This window comes from Paenibacillus sp. FSL L8-0436 (assembly GCF_038593025.1).
In the GTDB taxonomy this organism is placed as follows: Bacteria; Bacillota; Bacilli; order Paenibacillales; family Paenibacillaceae; genus Paenibacillus_AQ.
Genome location: NZ_CP151955.1, coordinates 2,019,990 through 2,038,511 on the forward strand (window position 1 = coordinate 2,019,990; position 18,522 = coordinate 2,038,511).

15 protein-coding genes are annotated in these 18,522 nt (G+C 49.7%); 13 read left to right on the forward strand and 2 right to left on the reverse strand.

Annotation, left to right across the window (positions count from 1 at the left end; genetic code table 11):
• Positions 1-2: 2 nt before the first annotated feature.
• From NSS79_RS09160 to NSS79_RS09220, 13 genes are all read left to right on the forward strand, one after another.
• Complete coding sequence (locus tag NSS79_RS09160) at positions 3-1,016, forward strand: sensor histidine kinase (RefSeq protein WP_342439107.1); 1,014 nt, start codon at positions 3-5, stop codon at positions 1,014-1,016.
• A 27-nt stretch (positions 1,017-1,043) separates the two neighbouring features.
• Positions 1,044-1,697, forward strand: coding sequence for a response regulator transcription factor (locus NSS79_RS09165; protein WP_076113054.1), 654 nt, complete (start codon positions 1,044-1,046; stop codon positions 1,695-1,697).
• A 336-nt stretch (positions 1,698-2,033) separates the two neighbouring features.
• A complete protein-coding gene (locus NSS79_RS09170; RefSeq protein ID WP_342439108.1) occupies positions 2,034-3,686 on the forward strand; it encodes a trypsin-like peptidase domain-containing protein in 1,653 nt (550 codons plus the stop codon).
• Positions 3,687-3,808: 122 nt separating this feature from the next.
• Entirely contained in the window at positions 3,809-4,498 is a 690-nt protein-coding gene (locus NSS79_RS09175) for a response regulator transcription factor (protein ID WP_342439109.1), read from the forward strand.
• Between the two features lie 2 nt (positions 4,499-4,500).
• A complete protein-coding gene (locus NSS79_RS09180) occupies positions 4,501-5,949 on the forward strand; it encodes a HAMP domain-containing sensor histidine kinase (RefSeq protein WP_342439110.1) in 1,449 nt (482 codons plus the stop codon).
• A 58-nt stretch (positions 5,950-6,007) separates the two neighbouring features.
• Positions 6,008-6,964 (forward strand): 4-hydroxy-3-methylbut-2-enyl diphosphate reductase, encoded by a 957-nt coding sequence (locus NSS79_RS09185; RefSeq protein WP_038588386.1) that lies wholly within the window; start codon positions 6,008-6,010, stop codon positions 6,962-6,964.
• A 335-nt stretch (positions 6,965-7,299) separates the two neighbouring features.
• Positions 7,300-8,346 (forward strand): 3-deoxy-7-phosphoheptulonate synthase, encoded by a 1,047-nt coding sequence (gene aroF, locus NSS79_RS09190; RefSeq protein ID WP_038588389.1) that lies wholly within the window; start codon positions 7,300-7,302, stop codon positions 8,344-8,346.
• 285 nt (positions 8,347-8,631) lie between these two features.
• The gene (gene glnA, locus NSS79_RS09195) at positions 8,632-10,056 is read left to right on the forward strand and encodes a type I glutamate--ammonia ligase (protein ID WP_341091254.1); all 1,425 of its coding nucleotides are present in this window, start codon (positions 8,632-8,634) and stop codon (positions 10,054-10,056) included.
• Between the two features lie 493 nt (positions 10,057-10,549).
• On the forward strand, positions 10,550-13,294 hold the full coding sequence (locus tag NSS79_RS09200; protein ID WP_342439111.1) for a cellobiose phosphorylase: 2,745 nt from the start codon (positions 10,550-10,552) through the stop codon (positions 13,292-13,294).
• Between the two features lie 131 nt (positions 13,295-13,425).
• Complete coding sequence (locus NSS79_RS09205; protein WP_342439112.1) at positions 13,426-14,310, forward strand: hypothetical protein; 885 nt, start codon at positions 13,426-13,428, stop codon at positions 14,308-14,310.
• Positions 14,311-14,415: 105 nt separating this feature from the next.
• Positions 14,416-15,507, forward strand: a complete 1,092-nt coding sequence (gene serC, locus NSS79_RS09210) for a 3-phosphoserine/phosphohydroxythreonine transaminase (RefSeq protein ID WP_342440332.1) — start codon at positions 14,416-14,418, stop codon at positions 15,505-15,507.
• Positions 15,508-15,666: 159 nt separating this feature from the next.
• Positions 15,667-16,131 (forward strand): tRNA (uridine(34)/cytosine(34)/5-carboxymethylaminomethyluridine(34)-2'-O)-methyltransferase TrmL, encoded by a 465-nt coding sequence (gene trmL, locus NSS79_RS09215; RefSeq protein WP_342439113.1) that lies wholly within the window; start codon positions 15,667-15,669, stop codon positions 16,129-16,131.
• A gap of 124 nt (positions 16,132-16,255) precedes the next feature.
• The gene (locus tag NSS79_RS09220; RefSeq protein ID WP_038588405.1) at positions 16,256-16,510 is read left to right on the forward strand and encodes an AbrB/MazE/SpoVT family DNA-binding domain-containing protein; all 255 of its coding nucleotides are present in this window, start codon (positions 16,256-16,258) and stop codon (positions 16,508-16,510) included.
• 364 nt (positions 16,511-16,874) lie between these two features.
• Here NSS79_RS09220 and NSS79_RS09225 read toward each other — a convergent pair whose 3' ends face one another.
• Together NSS79_RS09225 and NSS79_RS09230 are read right to left on the reverse strand one after the other, a co-directional pair.
• Complete coding sequence (locus tag NSS79_RS09225; RefSeq protein ID WP_342439114.1) at positions 16,875-17,942, reverse strand: phosphodiester glycosidase family protein; 1,068 nt, start codon at positions 17,940-17,942, stop codon at positions 16,875-16,877.
• Complete coding sequence (locus NSS79_RS09230; protein WP_038588412.1) at positions 17,939-18,346, reverse strand: hypothetical protein; 408 nt, start codon at positions 18,344-18,346, stop codon at positions 17,939-17,941. Before NSS79_RS09230 ends, NSS79_RS09225 begins: the two co-directional genes overlap by 4 nt.
• Positions 18,347-18,522: the final 176 nt, after the last annotated feature.

The window sequence follows — 18,522 nt, forward strand, 5'->3', positions numbered from 1 at the left end:
GGATGGGGACGATCTTTAGCAATACCAAATGGATGCTGCTTGTTTATTTCCTGCTCAGCGGAGGTTTGGCTGCCGGACTTGTGTATGCCGGAACATGCTTGGGCTATATCGAAGTTGTGGATTACCGCATGTGGGTGTACCTGTGTGTTGGGATTGTATTGTTCACCGTGGTTATCGGCTATGTGGCGGGACAGCGGATTCAGCGCCGGATCGATCATCTGGATCTGAACATGCTGCAGGTGGCTAAAGGCAATCTGTCTGTACGGATGCCTGAAAGTGATGATCAGTCCTTTGCGCGGGTCTACCATGAATTCAACATCATGATGGATACCGTGGAGAACAAGATGCAATTGCTGCAGCGGCTTGGGGAACAGGAAGTGATTGAAAAAGAAAAGGCGGCGGAGAGCGCGGTACTGGAAGAGCGGAGGCGAATGGCCCGGGATCTGCATGATACGGTGAGCCAGCAGCTTTTTGCGATTCATATGTCCGCTTCTTCGCTGCCTAAAGTTCTGGAACGCAATGAAGAGCAGGGCCAGATCGTGATGAACCAGTTAATTACGATGTCCCAAATGGCGCAAAAGCAGATGAGAGCGCTGATTGCACAGCTGCGTCCGGTGGAACTGGAAGGCCGTAATCTGTTTGAAGCGCTGGAGAAATGGTTTCCTGACTATTGCCGCCAGAATGGGCTTAAAGGTGTGAAGGAGCTTGAACTGCAGGGCGAATTGTCGGAAGCGATCGAGCATCAGCTGTTCCTGATTATTCAGGAGTCGATGGCCAATATCGTCAAACATGCAGGAGCAAGGGTGGTCAGCCTGTCGTTGCGCGAAGTGCCGAGGCAGGTCGTACTGAGCATCAGCGATGATGGTCAGGGCTTTGAGCATGTGCAGCACAAGCAGGGGTCCTACGGGCTCACCACGATGCGCGAGCGTGCGGAAAAGCTTGGCGGCCAAGTGGAAATTATCAGCCGCAAGGGAGCGGGAACGACGATCCGCGTACATATTCCAAAGTTTGTGTAGGGCTATCAGGAACAGGGGGATTAAAACATGAGTCTTATAAAAGTGCTGCTTGTGGATGATCATGATATGGTGCGGATGGGGCTCAAAACGTATCTGATGCTGGAGCCCAGTTTCGAGGTTATCGGCGAAGCGGCGAATGGCCAGGAAGCGCTGGAAATGCTGAAGGCCGGCGGACAGGACGGTCTGCCTGATCTCGTGCTGATGGATCTGATGATGCCGGTGATGAACGGTGCCGAAACGACGAGGGCCGTCCTAGCCGAATTCCCCGGGCTTAAAATTGTCATCCTCACCAGCTTTCTGGAAGATGATCTGGTCGTAGACGCCATTGAAGCCGGAGCTGTCAGCTACGTGCTCAAAACTGTCTCGGCCGAGGAGTTGATCTATGCGCTGCAAGGAGCGTACCGCGGGATGCCGGTCATGACCGGCGATGTCTCACAGGCGCTGACCCGCGGCATCCGCCAGCGGACTGTACAGGGGGATTCCTCCGGCCTAACCGAGCGTGAGAAGGAAGTGCTGCTGCTTATTGCCGAAGGCAAAACCAACAAGGACATCGGCGAGGAGCTGCATATCAGCATCAAGACGGTGAAGACACATGTCAGCAACCTGCTGATGAAATGCGAACTGGACGACCGCACACAGCTGGCGATTTACGCCCACCGCAAGGGCTGGGCGCAGGGATAAAGGAAATGGATTCATTACAATGGCTTTATAGGAATCTATCAGTAAATAGGACCTGACTATTTACTGGATGGCAGAATGAAGCTTGATCATAATAAGATGTTGTTAAGGGCCGGCGCGGCAATGTGCGCGCGGGTCTTTTTGTTTTTTTATATGCTGAAGTAACAAATACAACAGTCTTTGGTTGTTATTCCTCTGCTACGGTGTCTGAACCCTATTATCTTTTATCTCCGCTTAAATTGTTTTTAATGTGACCTTAAGGTTTAAAGTACAAAATAAGAACAAGAGAACAACACAATACTCCTTGTCGAACAGGCAAGGCACGGGAGGAACGTAAACATGGACGATAACAAAAACAACTTCAATCGTGATAATGAACCTTCACCGGATCGGGAATGGGATAATGCTAAGAACAATGACAGCAGCAATAATAACCAATCAACCGATTCAGGATCCTCATACTACTATTCCTATGGACCTTTTAAATCTTTGAACAAAGACGAGATGAATCCGGATGATGTACAGCATTACAACCGGATGGAGTCGGAGCGGGTTGAGGTCACCCCTCCGCAGCCGATCAAACCGGCCCCTTACAGCACTTCACTTCGCACTACCGGAAATGACGGCGGTGGACGGGGCAGCAATGGCGGCAATGGTTCGGATGGCGGCAACGGCTGGCAGTATAACCGCAAGCCCCAGAGACCGGTAAAAACCGCCTTGATTTCTTTCCTCGCCGGGATGGTCGTGCTGTCAGGCTCAATGTTCATGGCAGACCGCGGTAACTGGTTCACAGGTGGTGAACAGGCGGCAACAGCTACAGTGGCCAGCCCGGCAGCCAAGACGGCAGTCGGCAATGCCAATATTACTCCTTCGACGTCCACCACGGCACTTGTTACCGGATCAGGTGATGTGTCGAGTGTAGTAGATGGAGTTGGACCGGCAGTCGTCAAAATCGAGACATTGGTCAAAACGGGCTCCGGCAGAAGCTCAACCAATCCAAACACGAGCGATCCGTTCTCACAATTTTTCTTTGGTGATCAATTCGGAGGCAGTGGATCTTCCGGGACGGACCAGAATTCCCAGTCAGAACCAAAGTCGGATTCATCACAGCTAACTCCTTACGGTATTGGAACAGGCTTCATTTATGATTCGGCCGGATATATACTGACTAATCAGCATGTTGTTGATAATGCAGATGTTATACAAGTAACTGTTGATGGAACCACCAAGCCTTATGGGGCGAAACTGCTCGGCGCCAGCAAAGATCTGGATTTGGCAGTCCTGAAGATCGAAGGGGCAGACTTCCCTACAGTGGCTCTTGGAGATTCCGACAGCATCAAGGTAGGCTCTGAAGTTGTCGCGATCGGCAACCCGCAAGGTTTCGATCATACAGTCACTGCTGGTGTGCTGAGTGCCAAGGACCGCAGCATTGATATTAACGAAGAAGACGGCAGCGGGACACGCAATTACAAAAACCTGCTTCAAACCGACGCATCGATCAACCCTGGTAACTCCGGCGGACCGCTGCTTAACATGAACGGCCAGGTTATCGGAATGAACGTTGCGGTAAGCACGCAGTCTCAAGGTATCGGGTTTGCCATTGCAGTCAACACCATCAAAGAGGTAGTAGACAAACTTGAAGCCAACCAGGAAATTCCGAAAGAACCTGTTCCATTTATCGGTGCCTCGCTCATGACCATTACAGATGAAGTGGCGAAACAAATGGGCACTGACATCAAAGAAGGATCTGTAGTTGCAGAGATTGTCTTTAAATCACCAGCTTATTCCGCCGACCTGCGTCCTTATGACATCATTACAGGTGTGAACGGAACGAAATATGCAACCAGCCAGGATCTGATTACTTATATCCAATCCTTGAAGGTTGGAGACAAGGTCACAATGAATGTGGTCCGTGACGGCAAAACGCTTGAGCTTCCGGTTACCATCGGCAACAAAAATGATTTTGACACCACCCAAACTCAGAAGCAGTAAATACACCGGACGGTAAAGTGAGCAGCGGAAGGGGGAACCCTTCCGTTTTTGCTGCACAGGGCGCTGGGCCGCGCATTCATGCTACAATAGAGATAAACGATCTAGACAATGGGGGCTGTTTGATGCGACCGAATATTCTAATTATTGATGACGATGAAAAAATTATTTCCATGCTGCGCCGTGGTCTTGCCTTTGAGGGTTATGATGTAAAAACTGCGGCTAACGGGGCCGATGGACTGCGTGCTGTTCTGAACAGCGATCCCGATGTAGTCATACTTGATGTGATGATGCCACAGGTAGACGGTTTTGAGGTCTGCCGTCGTTTGCGGGAAGGCGGAAGCAGTGTGCCTGTACTGATGCTGACAGCCAAGGATGAAATCGAACACCGGGTCAAAGGGCTGGATCTCGGAGCAGATGATTATCTGGTAAAGCCTTTTGCGCTGGAGGAGCTGCTGGCCCGGGTGCGCGCACTGCTTCGCCGCAAGAGCGAGCAGGGAGGCGGCGCAGATCAGGCAGTGTCGTATGAGGATATTACGCTGGATGTGGACTCGCGTGAAGTCACTCGCGCCGGCAAACGTCTGGAGCTGACGGCCAAGGAGTTTGAACTGCTGCATTTGTTCCTGCAGAATCCGAAGCGCGTATTGTCCCGCGACCTGATTATGGATAAAATTTGGGGCTATGATTACAGCGGGGAGTCCAATGTGCTTGAGGTCTATATTGCCATGCTGCGCCAGAAGACGGAGGAGCACGGCGGCAAACGTTTGATCCAGACGATCCGGGGAGCCGGTTACATTCTAAGAGGTGACAATTAAACATGTCTATTAAATTGCGGCTGACAGCCTGGTATTCAGGAATTTTGGCCGTTATGCTGCTGGCTTTATCAGCCGCAATTTACGGTTTTGTCTATTTTAATACGTATGGTGATTTGAAGGACCGGCTTAAACTGCAGGCACAGCAGGTTCAACCTGACATGGGCTTGAACAATGACGGTACTTTGGGGCCGGTGCTTAGAGGGCCTGCAGGACAAAGTTTATTTGCCCAAGTGTATATTTATGACCTGGAAAAGCTGATTCTCAGCACGAACATGACACAGATCAATCTGGAATTCAAATATCCTGCGAAAGAAAACATCCAGAAACAGCAAGGATTCTCTCAGTCCTATTATGGCGGGAATCCCTTTCTGATCTACCAGCAGGCAGTTGATGTTGCTACTAGCAGCGGCAATCATGCAGGTGTACTTCAGGTTGCAGTATATATTGGGGAACAAGTGACAATGCTGACCCGGCTCAAGAACATCCTGCTCGTCGGCTCTTTTGCCACGCTGATCGCAGCCTTCACCTTCGGCCTGTTCCTGGCCCGTAAATCCATGAGCCCGATCGGCATGGTCATTGAAGCTGCGAACGGAATTCAGACGGGAACCGATCTGAGCTCCCGCATTGAATATGACGGTCCGCCGGATGAAATCGGGCGGCTGATTGAAACGGTCAACAGCATGCTGGGGCGGATGGAGGGTTTCTATAAGGATCTTGAGGATTCGTATGCAACCCAGCGCCGATTTGTATCCGATGCCTCGCATGAGCTGCGGACTCCGCTTACCACGATTCGCGGGAACATCGACCTGCTGCAAAAAATATGGGAGATGGAGCCGGGCGAGAGCAGAATGACCGAGGCGGAAATCCGCCAGCTCTCTATGGAGTCGGTAAAGGATATTGCCGATGAATCGCAGCGCATGAGCCGGCTGGTCGCAGATATGCTCTCGTTGGCACGTTCCGATACCGGGCGGACCTTTGATAAGGAGCCAGTAGCGCTTGAGCCAATGATGACTGAGGTTGCACGCCGGGCGTCCTTCCTGCCGCGGCAGGCGGAATGGTCTGTAGGGGCTATGGGGCATCTGAACGGCAAATATATTGTCGGCAACAAGGATTATCTGCAGCAGATGTTATTCATTTTTATCGATAATGCCTTCAAATACACACCTTCCGGAGTAGTGACGCTGGACGCTGTCTTTTATCAGAGCCAGGTGGGGATCCGCATCACGGATACCGGAATCGGGATGGACAAGGATGAGGTGCCGCATATCTTTGACCGGTTCTACCGGGCCGATGAGTCGCGGGGAATTACGGAAGGAATTGGTCTCGGGCTGTCCATCGCCAAGTGGATTATTGATGAGCATGGTGGTTCGGTGGAGGTCGTTACCCGTCAGGGCGAGGGGACTACTTTTGTCATCTGGCTGCCCCTTCTCTTTGCTCCGCCGCTGGAATAGGGTATAATTAGGCAGGTCCTATTACAGCCGTCATTGACAGCAGAAAGCCGGTGAATTCATGGAAGTTATCAAAATCTCTCCCCGGGGCTATTGCTACGGTGTCGTCGACGCCATGGTAATGGCACGGCAGGCCGCACAAAATCTTGATCTGCCCCGGCCGATTTATATACTGGGCATGATTGTTCATAATAGTCATGTTACCAATTCTTTTGAGGATGACGGAATTATAACTCTAGACGGGCATAACCGTCTGGATATTCTCGATAAAGTCGACAGTGGTACCGTTATCTTCACCGCACACGGCGTTTCGCCGGAGGTGCGCAAGATGGCCCGCGCCAAGGGGCTGACGACCGTAGATGCCACCTGCCCCGATGTGACCAAAACGCATGATCTCATCAAGGAGAAGGCAGAGGAAGGCTACGAGATTATTTATATTGGCAAGAAGGGCCATCCGGAGCCGGAAGGTGCTGTTGGTATTGCCCCGGAGCATGTCCACCTGATTGAGAAGGAAGAAGAGATTGCAGGATTGTCTGTGCCTTCTTCCCGTATCGTTATTACGAACCAGACCACGATGAGCCAGTGGGATATTAAAAATATCATGAAAAAGCTGCTGGAGAAGTTCCCCGGCGCCGAGGTGCACAACGAGATCTGTATGGCTACCCAGGTACGGCAGGAAGCGGTAGCGGAGCAGGCCGGTCAATGTGATCTGGTCATCGTTGTTGGCGACCCTAGAAGCAATAACTCCAACCGTCTGGCACAGGTGTCAGAAGAGATCGCAGGCGTGCCTGCCCACCGTATTTCCGACGTGTCGGAACTGAATACAGAGTGGCTCAAGGGAGTCTCCAAGGTAGGGGTAACGTCCGGCGCTTCGACGCCTACACCGATTACGAAGGAAGTTATCAGTTACCTGGAGCAGTATGATCCGGCGCTTCCGGAGACATGGGAAATCAAACGTACGGTGAATATGGCGAAGCTGCTGCCTCCGGTGAAGAACAAGACTGCGAGCGCTACCTAAGGTTTGTCCCGGCATTTGAACTTATAAATTAGGTGGATATGTAGCACACAGATTCCGGCAGCGGAACCTGTGTGCTCTTTGTTATTGGATAGATATCCCTTTTATTATTCCATGCTATACCAGCTGATTTTCCAATGTGCACCAGAGAATAGCTTCATGAATACTAATAAATGGTAACTAATGCAGCTAGAACGGTAATTGAAGGTTGACGAAAAGAACAAAATGCGGTAAAATTACTTTAGTGCTTAAAAGCGTACACGCGTCGTAGCGTGATAGTGACGTGCGATTTATAAGGTAACATTTGCTAAATATTTGCCTAAAAGGGGAGCTATAATATGATCGTTATTACATCCAATCAAACACCGCAAGAGCAGGTAAATGATATTATTGCCGTTATCGAAAAGGAAGGGCTGCAGGTTCATCTCTCCCGGGGGGCGGATCATACGGTTATCGGCCTGATCGGTGGTGTCACACCAAAGCTTGCCGAGCATTTGCGCCAGATGAAAGGTGTGGAGAACGTAGTAAAAATCTCCAAATCCTATAAGCTGGCGAGCCGCGATTTCCATCCGGAGGATACGGTTATCGATATCCGCGGCGTGAAGATCGGCGGGGAAAATCTTGTCATTATGGGTGGGCCTTGTGCCGTTGAATCCCCGGAGCAGATTGACGAAATCGCCCGGCTGGTCAAAGCTTCCGGTGGCCAAGTATTGCGTGGAGGCGCGTTCAAGCCGCGTACCGGACCTTACAGCTTCCAGGGTGTCGGTGTAGAAGGACTGACAATGATGGCGGAAGCCGGCAAGCGGCATGGTCTGCTGACCATTACCGAGGTAATGACACCGGAGTATGTGGATATTTGTGCGGAGCATGCTGATATACTGCAGGTGGGCACACGCAATATGCAGAATTTCGACCTCTTGCGCAAGCTGGGCACCTGCGGACGTCCGGTATTGCTTAAGCGCGGCTTCAGTGCTACTTACGATGAGCTCCTCAATGCGGCTGAATACATTCTGGCCGGCGGCAACCGCGATGTCATGCTCTGTGAGCGCGGAATCCGCACCTTTGAAACCTACACCCGCAACACGCTGGATTTGTCAGCAATTCCAGTGCTTCAGAACCTCAGCCATCTTCCGGTGATTTCTGACCCGAGCCATGGTACAGGACGGCGTGAACTGGTTGCACCGATGGCCAAAGCTTCTGTTGCTGCGGGAGCCAACGGGCTTATTATCGAAATGCATACCGATCCCGACAATTCCATGACAGGCGATGGGGTCCAGTCTCTGTTCCCTGAGCAGTTTGACACCCTGCTGAGAGATCTGGAGAAGCTTGCTCCGCTGGTGGGACGCAAGTTCTCGGAGTCTCTTGAGCCTGCCCCGATTCTTTAGTACAAGAAGCAGAAATCAGCCTTTAGGCCGTCCTCTTCTCGCTTACGGGCGTAGGGAGAGGACGGTTTTTATGTATCGTATTGAATGAATATGACATAGGAAATAGAGAAAGTTGATTTTTTCACTAAAGCGTTAGAATATCTTACATTGTCTTCAAAAATACCTGACATAAGCATTGACGATGTTAGGTTTGAGATTTATAATGACGACAGCAAAAAAATTATAAACAAGAACATTTGATACTGTGAGCGGCCTAATGTTCGGAAATTGGGGAGGAATATAGTCATGTCGGTTGAAAAAGTGTTGCAGACGATCAAGGAAAACAATATCGAGTGGGTGGATTTTCGTTTTGTAGATTTGGGTGGACGTGCTCACCATATCTCATTGCCAGCATCCGCAGTGGAAGCAGAAACATTTGAAAATGGTGTTGCGTTTGACGGTTCTTCCATCAAAGGATTCCGCGGTATTGAAGAATCTGATATGGTAATGATGCCTGATCCGAGCACTACATATATCGATCCTTTTACAGCTCATCCGACGCTGAACATCATGTGCGATATTTTCACCCCTGATGGTGAACGTTACGAGCGCGACCCCCGTGGTATCGCGGTAAAGGCAGAAGAATTCCTGCAAGCAAGCGGTGTGGGTACAGCAGCATTCTTCGCACCTGAATCCGAGTTCTTTATCTTCGACGATGTGCGTTATGAGAGCGGAATGAATAGCTCTTCCTTCTTCGTAGATTCTGAAGAAGCGGCATGGAATACCAATCGTAAAGAAGAAGGCGGCAACCTTGCATTCAAAGTTGGCGTTAAAGGCGGATATGTTCCAGTAGCGCCGGTGGATTCCCAACAGGATATCCGCAGCGAAATGTGCCGTTTGCTGGCTGAAGCCGGACTTGAAATTGAACGTCATCACCATGAAGTGGCAACTGCAGGCCAAGCGGAAATCAACTTCCGTTTTGATACCTTGAAGAAAACAGCTGATAATCTGCTGACTTACAAATATATTGTGCAAAACACTGCACGCCAATACGGAAAAGTGGCAACATTTATGCCAAAACCGCTGTTCGGCGATAATGGTAGCGGCATGCACGTTCACCAATCAATCTTTAACGGCGACGCTCCTTTGTTCTACGAGAAAGGCGCTTATGCCAACCTGAGTGAGATGGCCTTGCACTATATCGGCGGTATCCTGTATCATGCTCCGGCACTGATCGCGCTGACTAACCCAAGCACTAACTCGTTCAAACGTCTGGTTCCTGGTTATGAAGCACCGGTTAACCTCGTTTACTCCAAAGGAAACCGCTCCGCTGCTGTTCGTATCCCGGTAGCTGCTGTGACACCTAAAGGCTGTCGCATCGAATTCCGTACACCGGATTCCACAGCCAACCCTTACCTGGCATTTTCAGCTATGCTGATGGCCGGTCTGGACGGAATCAAGAAGAAGATCAACCCGGAAGAAATGGGTTACGGTCCTCTGGACAAGAACATCTACGAACTGTCCGATGCAGACAAAGAAAAAATCCGCAGCGTTCCGGGCAGCCTGAGCGAAGCGCTTGATTCTCTGGAAGCTGATTACGAATTCCTTACTGAAGGCGGCGTATTCACTAAAGACTTCATCGATAACTATATCGCTCTGAAACGTTCTGAAGCTCAAGAAGTTGCGATTCGTGTACATCCGCATGAATACTCCCTGTACTTCGACCTATAAGTTAGCTTAATTATTGTTAAGAAGCCCCCGGGTATCCCGGGGGCTTCTTTGTGGTCTATTTCTCTTAATCAATGTCTGAAAATTAAAAACAATTCACGAAAACAACGATAATTTTCGTTAATATAACATTATTTAACATAGTTAGAGTGCATTTAGCATGAGCTTATATGTAATTTGATTGATTGAAGGCGTTTTTTGATAAGAAAACTCAAGATTTTGAGGTTCATTCGAGTGGATTTGATCAAAAATATGAATTATCGAAAATAGTTTCGGTTGAATTAGTGCGGTTATTATTGATTAATGAAAAGTAATCCCCTGCGTAATAAACCTGTTTATTCCTTGGAATATCAGACTTTATTCTATGTTTTATTATTAATCGAGGTTAACAAACGGAAATTACTTTACAACAATATCTAACGATGTGATAATAAATACCGAAAGCGGTTTCTGTAAAATGGATAAAAAAGTAACAAAACAATAGGCTATGGAGAGGATGATTGCAGTGGAACAAACGTCTAAGTCAGGTTGGGAATTTACCGGAACAAATGGAGAGTTTAAACTTAAGTATCCCGAAAGAAGCAGCTTTTTATATTTTCCCTTGGTGAATGAGGGAGGGATGATGTCTTCGGTCACTCCGAATCTTCATGGCCAAGCCACTTCAGGGCACAATACATTTCTTACTCCGCCGCTTTCGGTGGAGGATTTGCATAATTCGCGTGCTTCCCGCAATTTCTGGGTATATATTGAGGGCAAAGGCGCCTGGTCGGCAGCGGGGAATTCAGCCAGACAGCATGCACAGGCCTATGAGCCTAACTCTGATGATTCGGAATTGGAAGCAGGGCTCCTATGGCATCGGGTAACCCGTGAGAGCCGTGAACTCGGTATCAAGGCGCAAATCACCAGCATTGTACCCTGCGGCCAAGACAAGGTAGAATTGATGCAGGTGATGCTTACGAATACCGGAGCGGCTGAGCTCATCATTACGCCGACTGCGGCTGTTCCGCTGTATGCCCGTTCAGCGGATGATCTGCGTGATCACCGGCATGTGACCTCTCTGCTAAACCGGATTTATACTTCAGCACAAGGTGTCGAGGTTCAGCCTGCACTTTCCTTTGATGAACGGGGCCATCGTGTGAATCATACCTCCTATGGCGTCTTCGGTGTAGAAGGAGAAGGAAGAACTCCTGTGGGCTTCTTCCCGGTGCAGGAGGAATTTATCGGTGAAGGCGGAAGCCTGGATTGGCCTGAGGCTGTTGTGCGGAATCGGGCTCCTGAGACACGCGAAGAAGGCGTACATAAAGAAGGTTATGAGGCTTTTGGCGGATTGCGTTTTGCCACCGCATCTCTGCTTCCAGGAGAAGGCCGTTCCTATGTGGTGATTCTGGCCATTGAAAGTGAAAGAATAGATATTCCGGGGTTAATGGCCAAATACGGATCCGCCACAGCCTTTGACGTTTTACTGGAAGAAAACAAGGCTTTCTGGGCGGACAAGGTGAATACAGTTGAGTTTCATACCGGAGATCATGCTGCTGACCAGTGGATGAAATGGGTAACGCTGCAGCCTGTGCTGCGCAGGTTGTACGGCAACTCTTTCCTCCCTTATCATGACTACGGAAGAGGCGGGCGCGGCTGGCGCGATCTGTGGCAGGATTGCCTGGCGCTGCTTATTATGGAGCCGGCAGATGTGCGGAGTCTGCTGCTGAATAATTATGCAGGTGTGCGAATCGATGGCAGCAATGCGACCATTATCGGCCAGCAGCCGGGCGAATTTATTGCCGACCGCAATAATATTCCCCGGGTTTGGATGGATCATGGGGCCTGGCCGTTCCTGACCACTATGCTGTACCTGGACCAGAGCGGGGATCTGGATTTTCTGCTGCAGGAGCAAAGCTATTTCCGCGACTCCTTCATGAGCCGGTGCCGGGAACGCGACGCCTCCTGGGACGCTGCGGGGGGAAGCCATCTGCAGACCTCAACCGGAGAGACCTACAAGGGGACGATTCTGGAGCATATTCTGCTGCAGAATCTGGTTCCGTTCTTCAATGTGGGGGAGCATAACAATATTCTTCTGGAGGGCGCGGACTGGAATGACGGGCTGGATATGGCGGCCCAGCGGGGAGAAAGTGTGACCTTCACCGCCTTCTATGGCAGCAACCTGTACGATCTGTCCGTGCTGCTGCGCACTCTTCAGGAACGTACCGGGCTGGAGTCGCTGGAGCTGGCGGAAGAGATGACGCTGCTGCTGGATACATTAGAGAAATCGCTGAACTATGAGTCTGTAATAGCCAAGCGGGAACAGTTGAACCTTTACTACACCGCTGCGCCTAACAAAGTAAGCGGAGTCCGGGTAACTCTGCCAATAGCGAAAGTGGCAGCTGATCTGGCGAAAAAGGCAGAATGGATATTCAATCACTTGCGCCGGAATGAGTGGGTGCAAAGTGATCATGGCGACGGCTGGTTCAACGGTTATTATAATAACGACGGAGAACGCGTCGAAGGCGAACATGCCGAAGGTGTACGCATGACGCTGACAGGCCAGGTATTCCCGCTGCTCGGCCATGCAGCAGCGCCAGAGCAAATTCCGCATATCGTCGCAGCGGTAGAACGCAACCTGCTGGACGACAATATCGGATACCGGCTGAATACCAATTTTGGCGGCATCCAGCAGAATCTGGGCCGTGCTTTTGGTTTTGCCTTTGGTCATAAAGAGAACGGGGCTATGTTCAGCCATATGACCGTGATGTACGGGAACGCCCTGTATAAACGCGGTTTTGTTCAGGAAGGCCGCAAAGTGCTGGATTCACTGTACAAGCTCAGCGCGAATTTCGAACTCAGCCGGATGTATCCCGGCATTCCCGAATATATCAATGAGCAGGGCAGAGGAATGTACACCTATTTAACCGGTTCAGCGAGCTGGCTGCTGCTGACGATGGTCACAGAGGTGTTTGGGGTCAAGGGCAGGCTCGGCGATTTGCTGCTTCAGCCCAAACTGGTGAAGGAACAGTTCGATGAGCAGGGGAAGGCAACGATTAAGACGGTCTTTGCGGAACGCATGCTGGAGGTCGCCTATACGTCCACAGGAAGCAGAGAATACGGGGAGTATGAAATATACTCTGTGTCGCTTAACGGCGCTGAGGTGACGCTTCAGCGCGTCTCAGAGGGTGTTGTGATACCGCGCAGCATACTCCGTGCGCTGCCGGAAGGAGAACTGCATCTCCTGCAAGTGGAGCTGGCCTAACTGCATAAAAGTATACGAAAAGGCGCCTGCTTCGCAGGAAATGCGAATGCAGACGCTTTTTTCAGCGGTGAAGAGGTTCTGAGAATATAGGTAACAATAATAATAAGCAAAAGAAAGAGGAAGATTAACTTATGGCTTACACTCTCACTAATGGGATACTTACTGTGGAGATTGCTGATACTGGAGCCTATAACGGCACTAGATTTGATTGGACAGGGTTTATTACACAGGTAACACTGGAGCAGGGTAAACATACGTTTTGCGTACCGGAAAGCCTTGTGCCCGGGCAGGGTACTGGCGGTTTTGGGCTATGTAATGAATTCGGCATTTCCCGGGCAATTGGCTATGACGATGCAGAAGTTGGAGAATGGTTTCCGAAGCCGGGAGTAGGGCTGCTGCAGAAGCAGGAAGATGCTCCCTATTTTTTTGCCGGAAGTTATCCGCTGATTCCCTTTGAGGTGATTGAAGAACACACTACAGATTCGGTTACCTATTCGGTGCAGCCGATGGAGTGCCGGGGATACAGCATGCTTTTGACCAAAAGGATCTCGCTTGACGAAGACAGGCTGAACATCTATTACACTCTGGAGAACAGAGGGTCAAAGGAGCTTCTGACGGAGGAGTACAATCATAATTTTGTTGGAATTAACGGTGAAAATGTCGGATCAGGGTATGAACTGAGATTGCCGGACAATGTCAGGGTAGAGCAGGCGGAATCCATTTATACAGAGGAATTGCTCAGCCGAACCGGAGATACACTAAGCTGGAAGAATGAGCCCGACCGCCCCTTCTACTGTAAGCTGGGCGGCTGGGAAGATGCAGAAAATTCCTTTTATTGGGAAATTTCTCATCAGCCAAGCAGAGTTGGGATCAGGGAATACGGAAGTTTCCATCCGGAACAGATAGCACTGTGGGGCGAGAAGCATGTTATTTCGCCGGAAGTTTTTGCGGACATCAGCATTTTACCGCGTCACAGCAAGGATTGGAGCCGCAGCTATCAGTTTTTCACCATTTAAGCCTGGCGATTATACCTTCTATGTGAATAATTATACTTGATGGTGTGTTAGATTACTGCTATCATAATCTCTATCCATATTCGCAGGAGAGAAAGGGTGGGGGCAATTTTGAGCAAGAGAGCATACAATTTTAATGCAGGTCCGGCGGCGCTGCCGCTTGCAGTATTGGAACGCGCACAAGCGGAGTTTGTCGAATTCCGGGAAAGCGGAATGTCCATTATGGAGATGTCGCACCGTGGGGCGGTATACGAGTCCGTTCATAACGAAGCTCAGGAACGTCTGCTGTCACTCCTTGGCAATCCGCAGGGTTATAAGGTATTGTTCATCCAAGGCGGAGCAAGCACCCAGTTCGCCATGCTTCCGATGAACCTTGTCTCCGAGGGCCAAGTGGGCAGCTATGTCATGACAGGAAGCTGGGCGGATAAAGCCCTCAAGGAAGCCAAATTGGTTGGTGGCGCCCATGTCGCCGCATCCTCAGAGGACAAGAAGTTTCTGGCGATTCCAGAGCTTAGCAGCATCAAGGCAGCGGATAACGCAGCGTATCTGCATGTTACGTCGAATGAAACGATTGAAGGAACACAATATGCGGAGTTTCCGGATTCCGGCTCTATCCCGCTGATTGCAGACATGTCCAGCGACATTCTGAGCCGTTCCTTTGACGTGAATAAATTCGGGCTGATTTATGCCGGCGCGCAAAAGAATCTCGGACCATCAGGCGTAACTGTGGTTATTGCTAAGGAAGAACTGATCGCGAAGTCGCCTTCCAATATCCCGACGATTCTGCGTTACGATACACATTATAAGAACAACTCTCTCTACAATACTCCGCCATCCTTTTCTGTATATATGGTTAATGAAGTGTTAAAATGGATTGGGGAGCAGGGCGGGCTTGCAGGTATCGAAGTCAAGAACCGCGACAAAGCCGGGCTGCTCTATAATCATATTGACGGTAGTGATGGTTTCTACCGCGGAGTTGCGGAACAAGGCAGCCGCTCCATCATGAACGTTACATTTCGGATGCAGTCGGAAGAGCTTGAGAAGCAATTCGTCAAAGCCGCTGAACTAGAAGGTTTTGTCGGTCTTAAGGGCCACCGCAGTGTTGGAGGCTTGCGTGCTTCCATTTATAACGCGGTTCCTTATGAGAGTGTTAAGGCGCTTACCGATTTCATGCAGCATTTCCGGCAAACTCAGGGCTAATGAATGAAAGCTTTTGAACCTTCCGCCTGCAGGCGGAAGGTTTTCTGCGTGGCACATACGCGCCGTGTATGATCTATAAGCGCTGCCCTCACCTTAGAGGATGTCCTTACTAACACATTATAGGGCTGTTAGAGCCTAAAGAGAGGAAGCATTCACACTATGGCACTTCATATTGTGCTGGTAGAACCGGAAATTCCGGCGAATACCGGCAATATTGCCCGCACTTGCGCGGCAACAGGCACGCATCTTCATCTGGTCCGTCCCTTGGGCTTCCGTACAGACGACGCTACGCTGAAACGGGCAGGACTCGATTATTGGCACGCCGTAAATATCGAATATCATGATTCGTTTGGGGAAGTGCTGGAGAAGTATAAGGAAGGCCGGTTTTTCTATGCTACAACCAAGGCCGAGAAGCGCTATACCGATTTTGCCTTTCAGGATGAGGATTTTTTCGTTTTCGGCAAGGAAACCAAGGGTCTGCCAGCCGATATTCTGGAAGCCGGGAAAGAAACGAGAATGCGCATGCCAATGAGCGATGCTGTCAGATCGCTTAATTTGTCAAACTCGGCGGCCATTATTGTCTATGAAGCGCTGCGCCAGCTAGAATTTCCACAACTTTTCTAAAAACAGACATGAATTTTTATTTATTTCAGCAGGATTCGACAATTGATTAACGAAATAGTTGAATAGTGCCGAAAAAAGTAGTAGTTACTAATTATTAGTTGAACAGGAGAGGTGTAAGTTAGATATGAAACCTGCTGGCGTTGTTCGGAAAGTAGATCAGCTGGGTAGAATTGTTCTGCCTAAGTCCCTGCGTAAAAGGTATCAAATGAATGAAGGCGACCCGGTAGAAATTCTGGTACAGGGCGACCATATCATTCTGGAGCGTTACCGCCCCAAATGTGTATTCTGCGGATCAATTGAGGGTGTAAGTGAATATAAAGATCGTTATATTTGTGCTGAATGTCTTGGGGAAATGACTCAACTTTCAAGACACGCCTAGAAATTACGCTTTCTCCTGCTGAAAGCAAGCAAATTTAATTGTACATAGTATGGCCGCAGCAGGGTGTCTGCCGCCTCCATTACTAAAAAAAGCACCGCACAGATGTGCGGTGCTCTTTTTTTGAAGCAGCGAATGCTTGGGTCCATCCAGGCTTTTATAAGCCCTTGGTCTTATCGTCGTTGTAGGAGGAGGTTAGAATTCCGGTCAGGAACAGCAGAAATACCAGGGTTATGATCCAAAAGGTCAAGGAAAACGACATGCTGGACACCTCCATAAGGATCTGTATTCGTTATCCTGATTATAACCTGGTCTATATCAAAAACAAAAGAAAAATGTGAGATGCCGCATAGACAACTGGGAAAAGTTATTTGAAAAACAGGAAACTGGTCGGCACCTGGCGGAGATTCCCGTCCGATGGATTGTTAATAACCTTTCCTCTAAAGATCAGGGACGAAGAACCCCCGCCATCCAGATTGTAGGCATCGATCACACCCATGTTGTACAGCTTGTTCTGGATTTCCTCCAGTGTGGCACCGGAGGTGCCGTTTTCGTTGTAGCCGTCCGCCACGAGCACGAGAAGCTGATCATCCTTATACTTGCCGATTACGGTGCGCGGGGCACGTTTGGGGCTGCTCTTCCACTTATCCGGGATCACCATCTTGGTGTTGTTCTTCAGCAGGACCGGGACAAAGGTGGCGCCGAACACCGGCTCCAACTGGTCGAGTTGTGTCCGGCTGAAGAATTTGCCGCCGATCAGCTGTCCTGATTTATTCAGGCCAACGAAGCTGAGATCCTTGTAACTCGGCTCGAATCCGTACAAATATTGGCCGCCTACAACGGTTGTGGACAAGGGATAACGTTTACCGCCCTTATCGGCAAATCCTCCGGCATTGATGCCGGCTGTTGCACCGTAACGGTTGACGGCGCGCATGGTAGTTTCAGCTCCGCCGGAGCCGTCTCCGGCCAGGCTCATTTTCATGGCCGAAGCATCCTTCAGCTTGATTTTTAGGGCATAGGCTTTATAGTTGCCGGGATTTAAGCGGTAAAGTTCGATGGTAATGCGCTCGCTGTTCACAATATCGGCAGGAATTCCCAGCCTGGCTGAAATTCTCCGGTTATAGATTTGCTCCGGGCGGGATGCCTGGGTTTTGGCGGTATTAACAATGGCATTCATCGCGTTTGTTGTTTGTTTGTAGAGCTGTGCACTGGCACCTATTGAATCTATGGTATAGGAAGCAGAGGCCTCGGCCAGCTTCAAATCATTCTTCAAAGAGGTTGTTAATTCAAGCGGCCCCGGGGCTGCAGCGAACTGTTCTGTGTTCAGCTTCAGGTCAAGCGGCGGCTGATACCACCACAGACAGAGCAATAACCCGAAGAAGGGAGCAGTCAGCAGCATAAAGAACCGGTTGACTCGTTGGACAGGGGTTCTCATTTCAGCAGATCCATCTCTTTCTTCAGGGCATCGAGTTGCTTGCGGACCTCGTTTAACTGGGTATACAGCTTGTTGCTGTTGTCTGTCTTGCTGCTTGCATTGTCTTTGGTAAAGGTGAGCAGTTCATTAAAGCTCTGAACAGTGCTCTGCAGTTCCTTCACCTCTTCAGAGAGAACGGCAATTCGCGATTCATAATCGGTCTTCAAAACGGTAAGCTGCTGCTGGCTTTGAGTGCCAAGTTCGCTCAGCACCTGCTGCTTTAGATGGTTGGTATAGCTGTACACGGCATAGAAGCCGAGCCCGATCATCAAAATCCAGAACAGTAAAAACCATTTTACGGAAGGGCCGCTTCTCGCTGCAGTACGGCGCGAGTGTACCGGGGTCGATTCCGCTAGCGGTTGCATTACATCACCTCAGGCTGTTTTTTTTCAAGTCCCCATTCTATCAGACTTTTTGAGTTTTCGCAAAAGTGAAAGAGAGTCTGAAAACGTGAAAAAGTAATTGCATCCTATTAAACTACTGCGATACAATTTCTATAGATTGGAATATCTGATGGGCGTATACAAGGTAAAAGAAGGAA

Coding starts and splice junctions, on each gene's coding strand:
- NSS79_RS09160 (WP_342439107.1), top strand. CDS start 3: ATGGGGACGATCTTTAGCAATACCAAATGGATGCTGCTTGTTTATTTC.
- NSS79_RS09165 (WP_076113054.1), top strand. CDS start 1,044: ATGAGTCTTATAAAAGTGCTGCTTGTGGATGATCATGATATGGTGCGG.
- NSS79_RS09170 (WP_342439108.1), top strand. CDS start 2,034: ATGGACGATAACAAAAACAACTTCAATCGTGATAATGAACCTTCACCG.
- NSS79_RS09175 (WP_342439109.1), top strand. CDS start 3,809: ATGCGACCGAATATTCTAATTATTGATGACGATGAAAAAATTATTTCC.
- NSS79_RS09180 (WP_342439110.1), top strand. CDS start 4,501: ATGTCTATTAAATTGCGGCTGACAGCCTGGTATTCAGGAATTTTGGCC.
- NSS79_RS09185 (WP_038588386.1), top strand. CDS start 6,008: ATGGAAGTTATCAAAATCTCTCCCCGGGGCTATTGCTACGGTGTCGTC.
- aroF (WP_038588389.1), top strand. CDS start 7,300: ATGATCGTTATTACATCCAATCAAACACCGCAAGAGCAGGTAAATGAT.
- glnA (WP_341091254.1), top strand. CDS start 8,632: ATGTCGGTTGAAAAAGTGTTGCAGACGATCAAGGAAAACAATATCGAG.
- NSS79_RS09200 (WP_342439111.1), top strand. CDS start 10,550: ATGATTGCAGTGGAACAAACGTCTAAGTCAGGTTGGGAATTTACCGGA.
- NSS79_RS09205 (WP_342439112.1), top strand. CDS start 13,426: ATGGCTTACACTCTCACTAATGGGATACTTACTGTGGAGATTGCTGAT.
- trmL (WP_342439113.1), top strand. CDS start 15,667: ATGGCACTTCATATTGTGCTGGTAGAACCGGAAATTCCGGCGAATACC.
- NSS79_RS09220 (WP_038588405.1), top strand. CDS start 16,256: ATGAAACCTGCTGGCGTTGTTCGGAAAGTAGATCAGCTGGGTAGAATT.
- NSS79_RS09225 (WP_342439114.1), bottom strand. CDS start 17,942: ATGAGAACCCCTGTCCAACGAGTCAACCGGTTCTTTATGCTGCTGACT.
- NSS79_RS09230 (WP_038588412.1), bottom strand. CDS start 18,346: ATGCAACCGCTAGCGGAATCGACCCCGGTACACTCGCGCCGTACTGCA.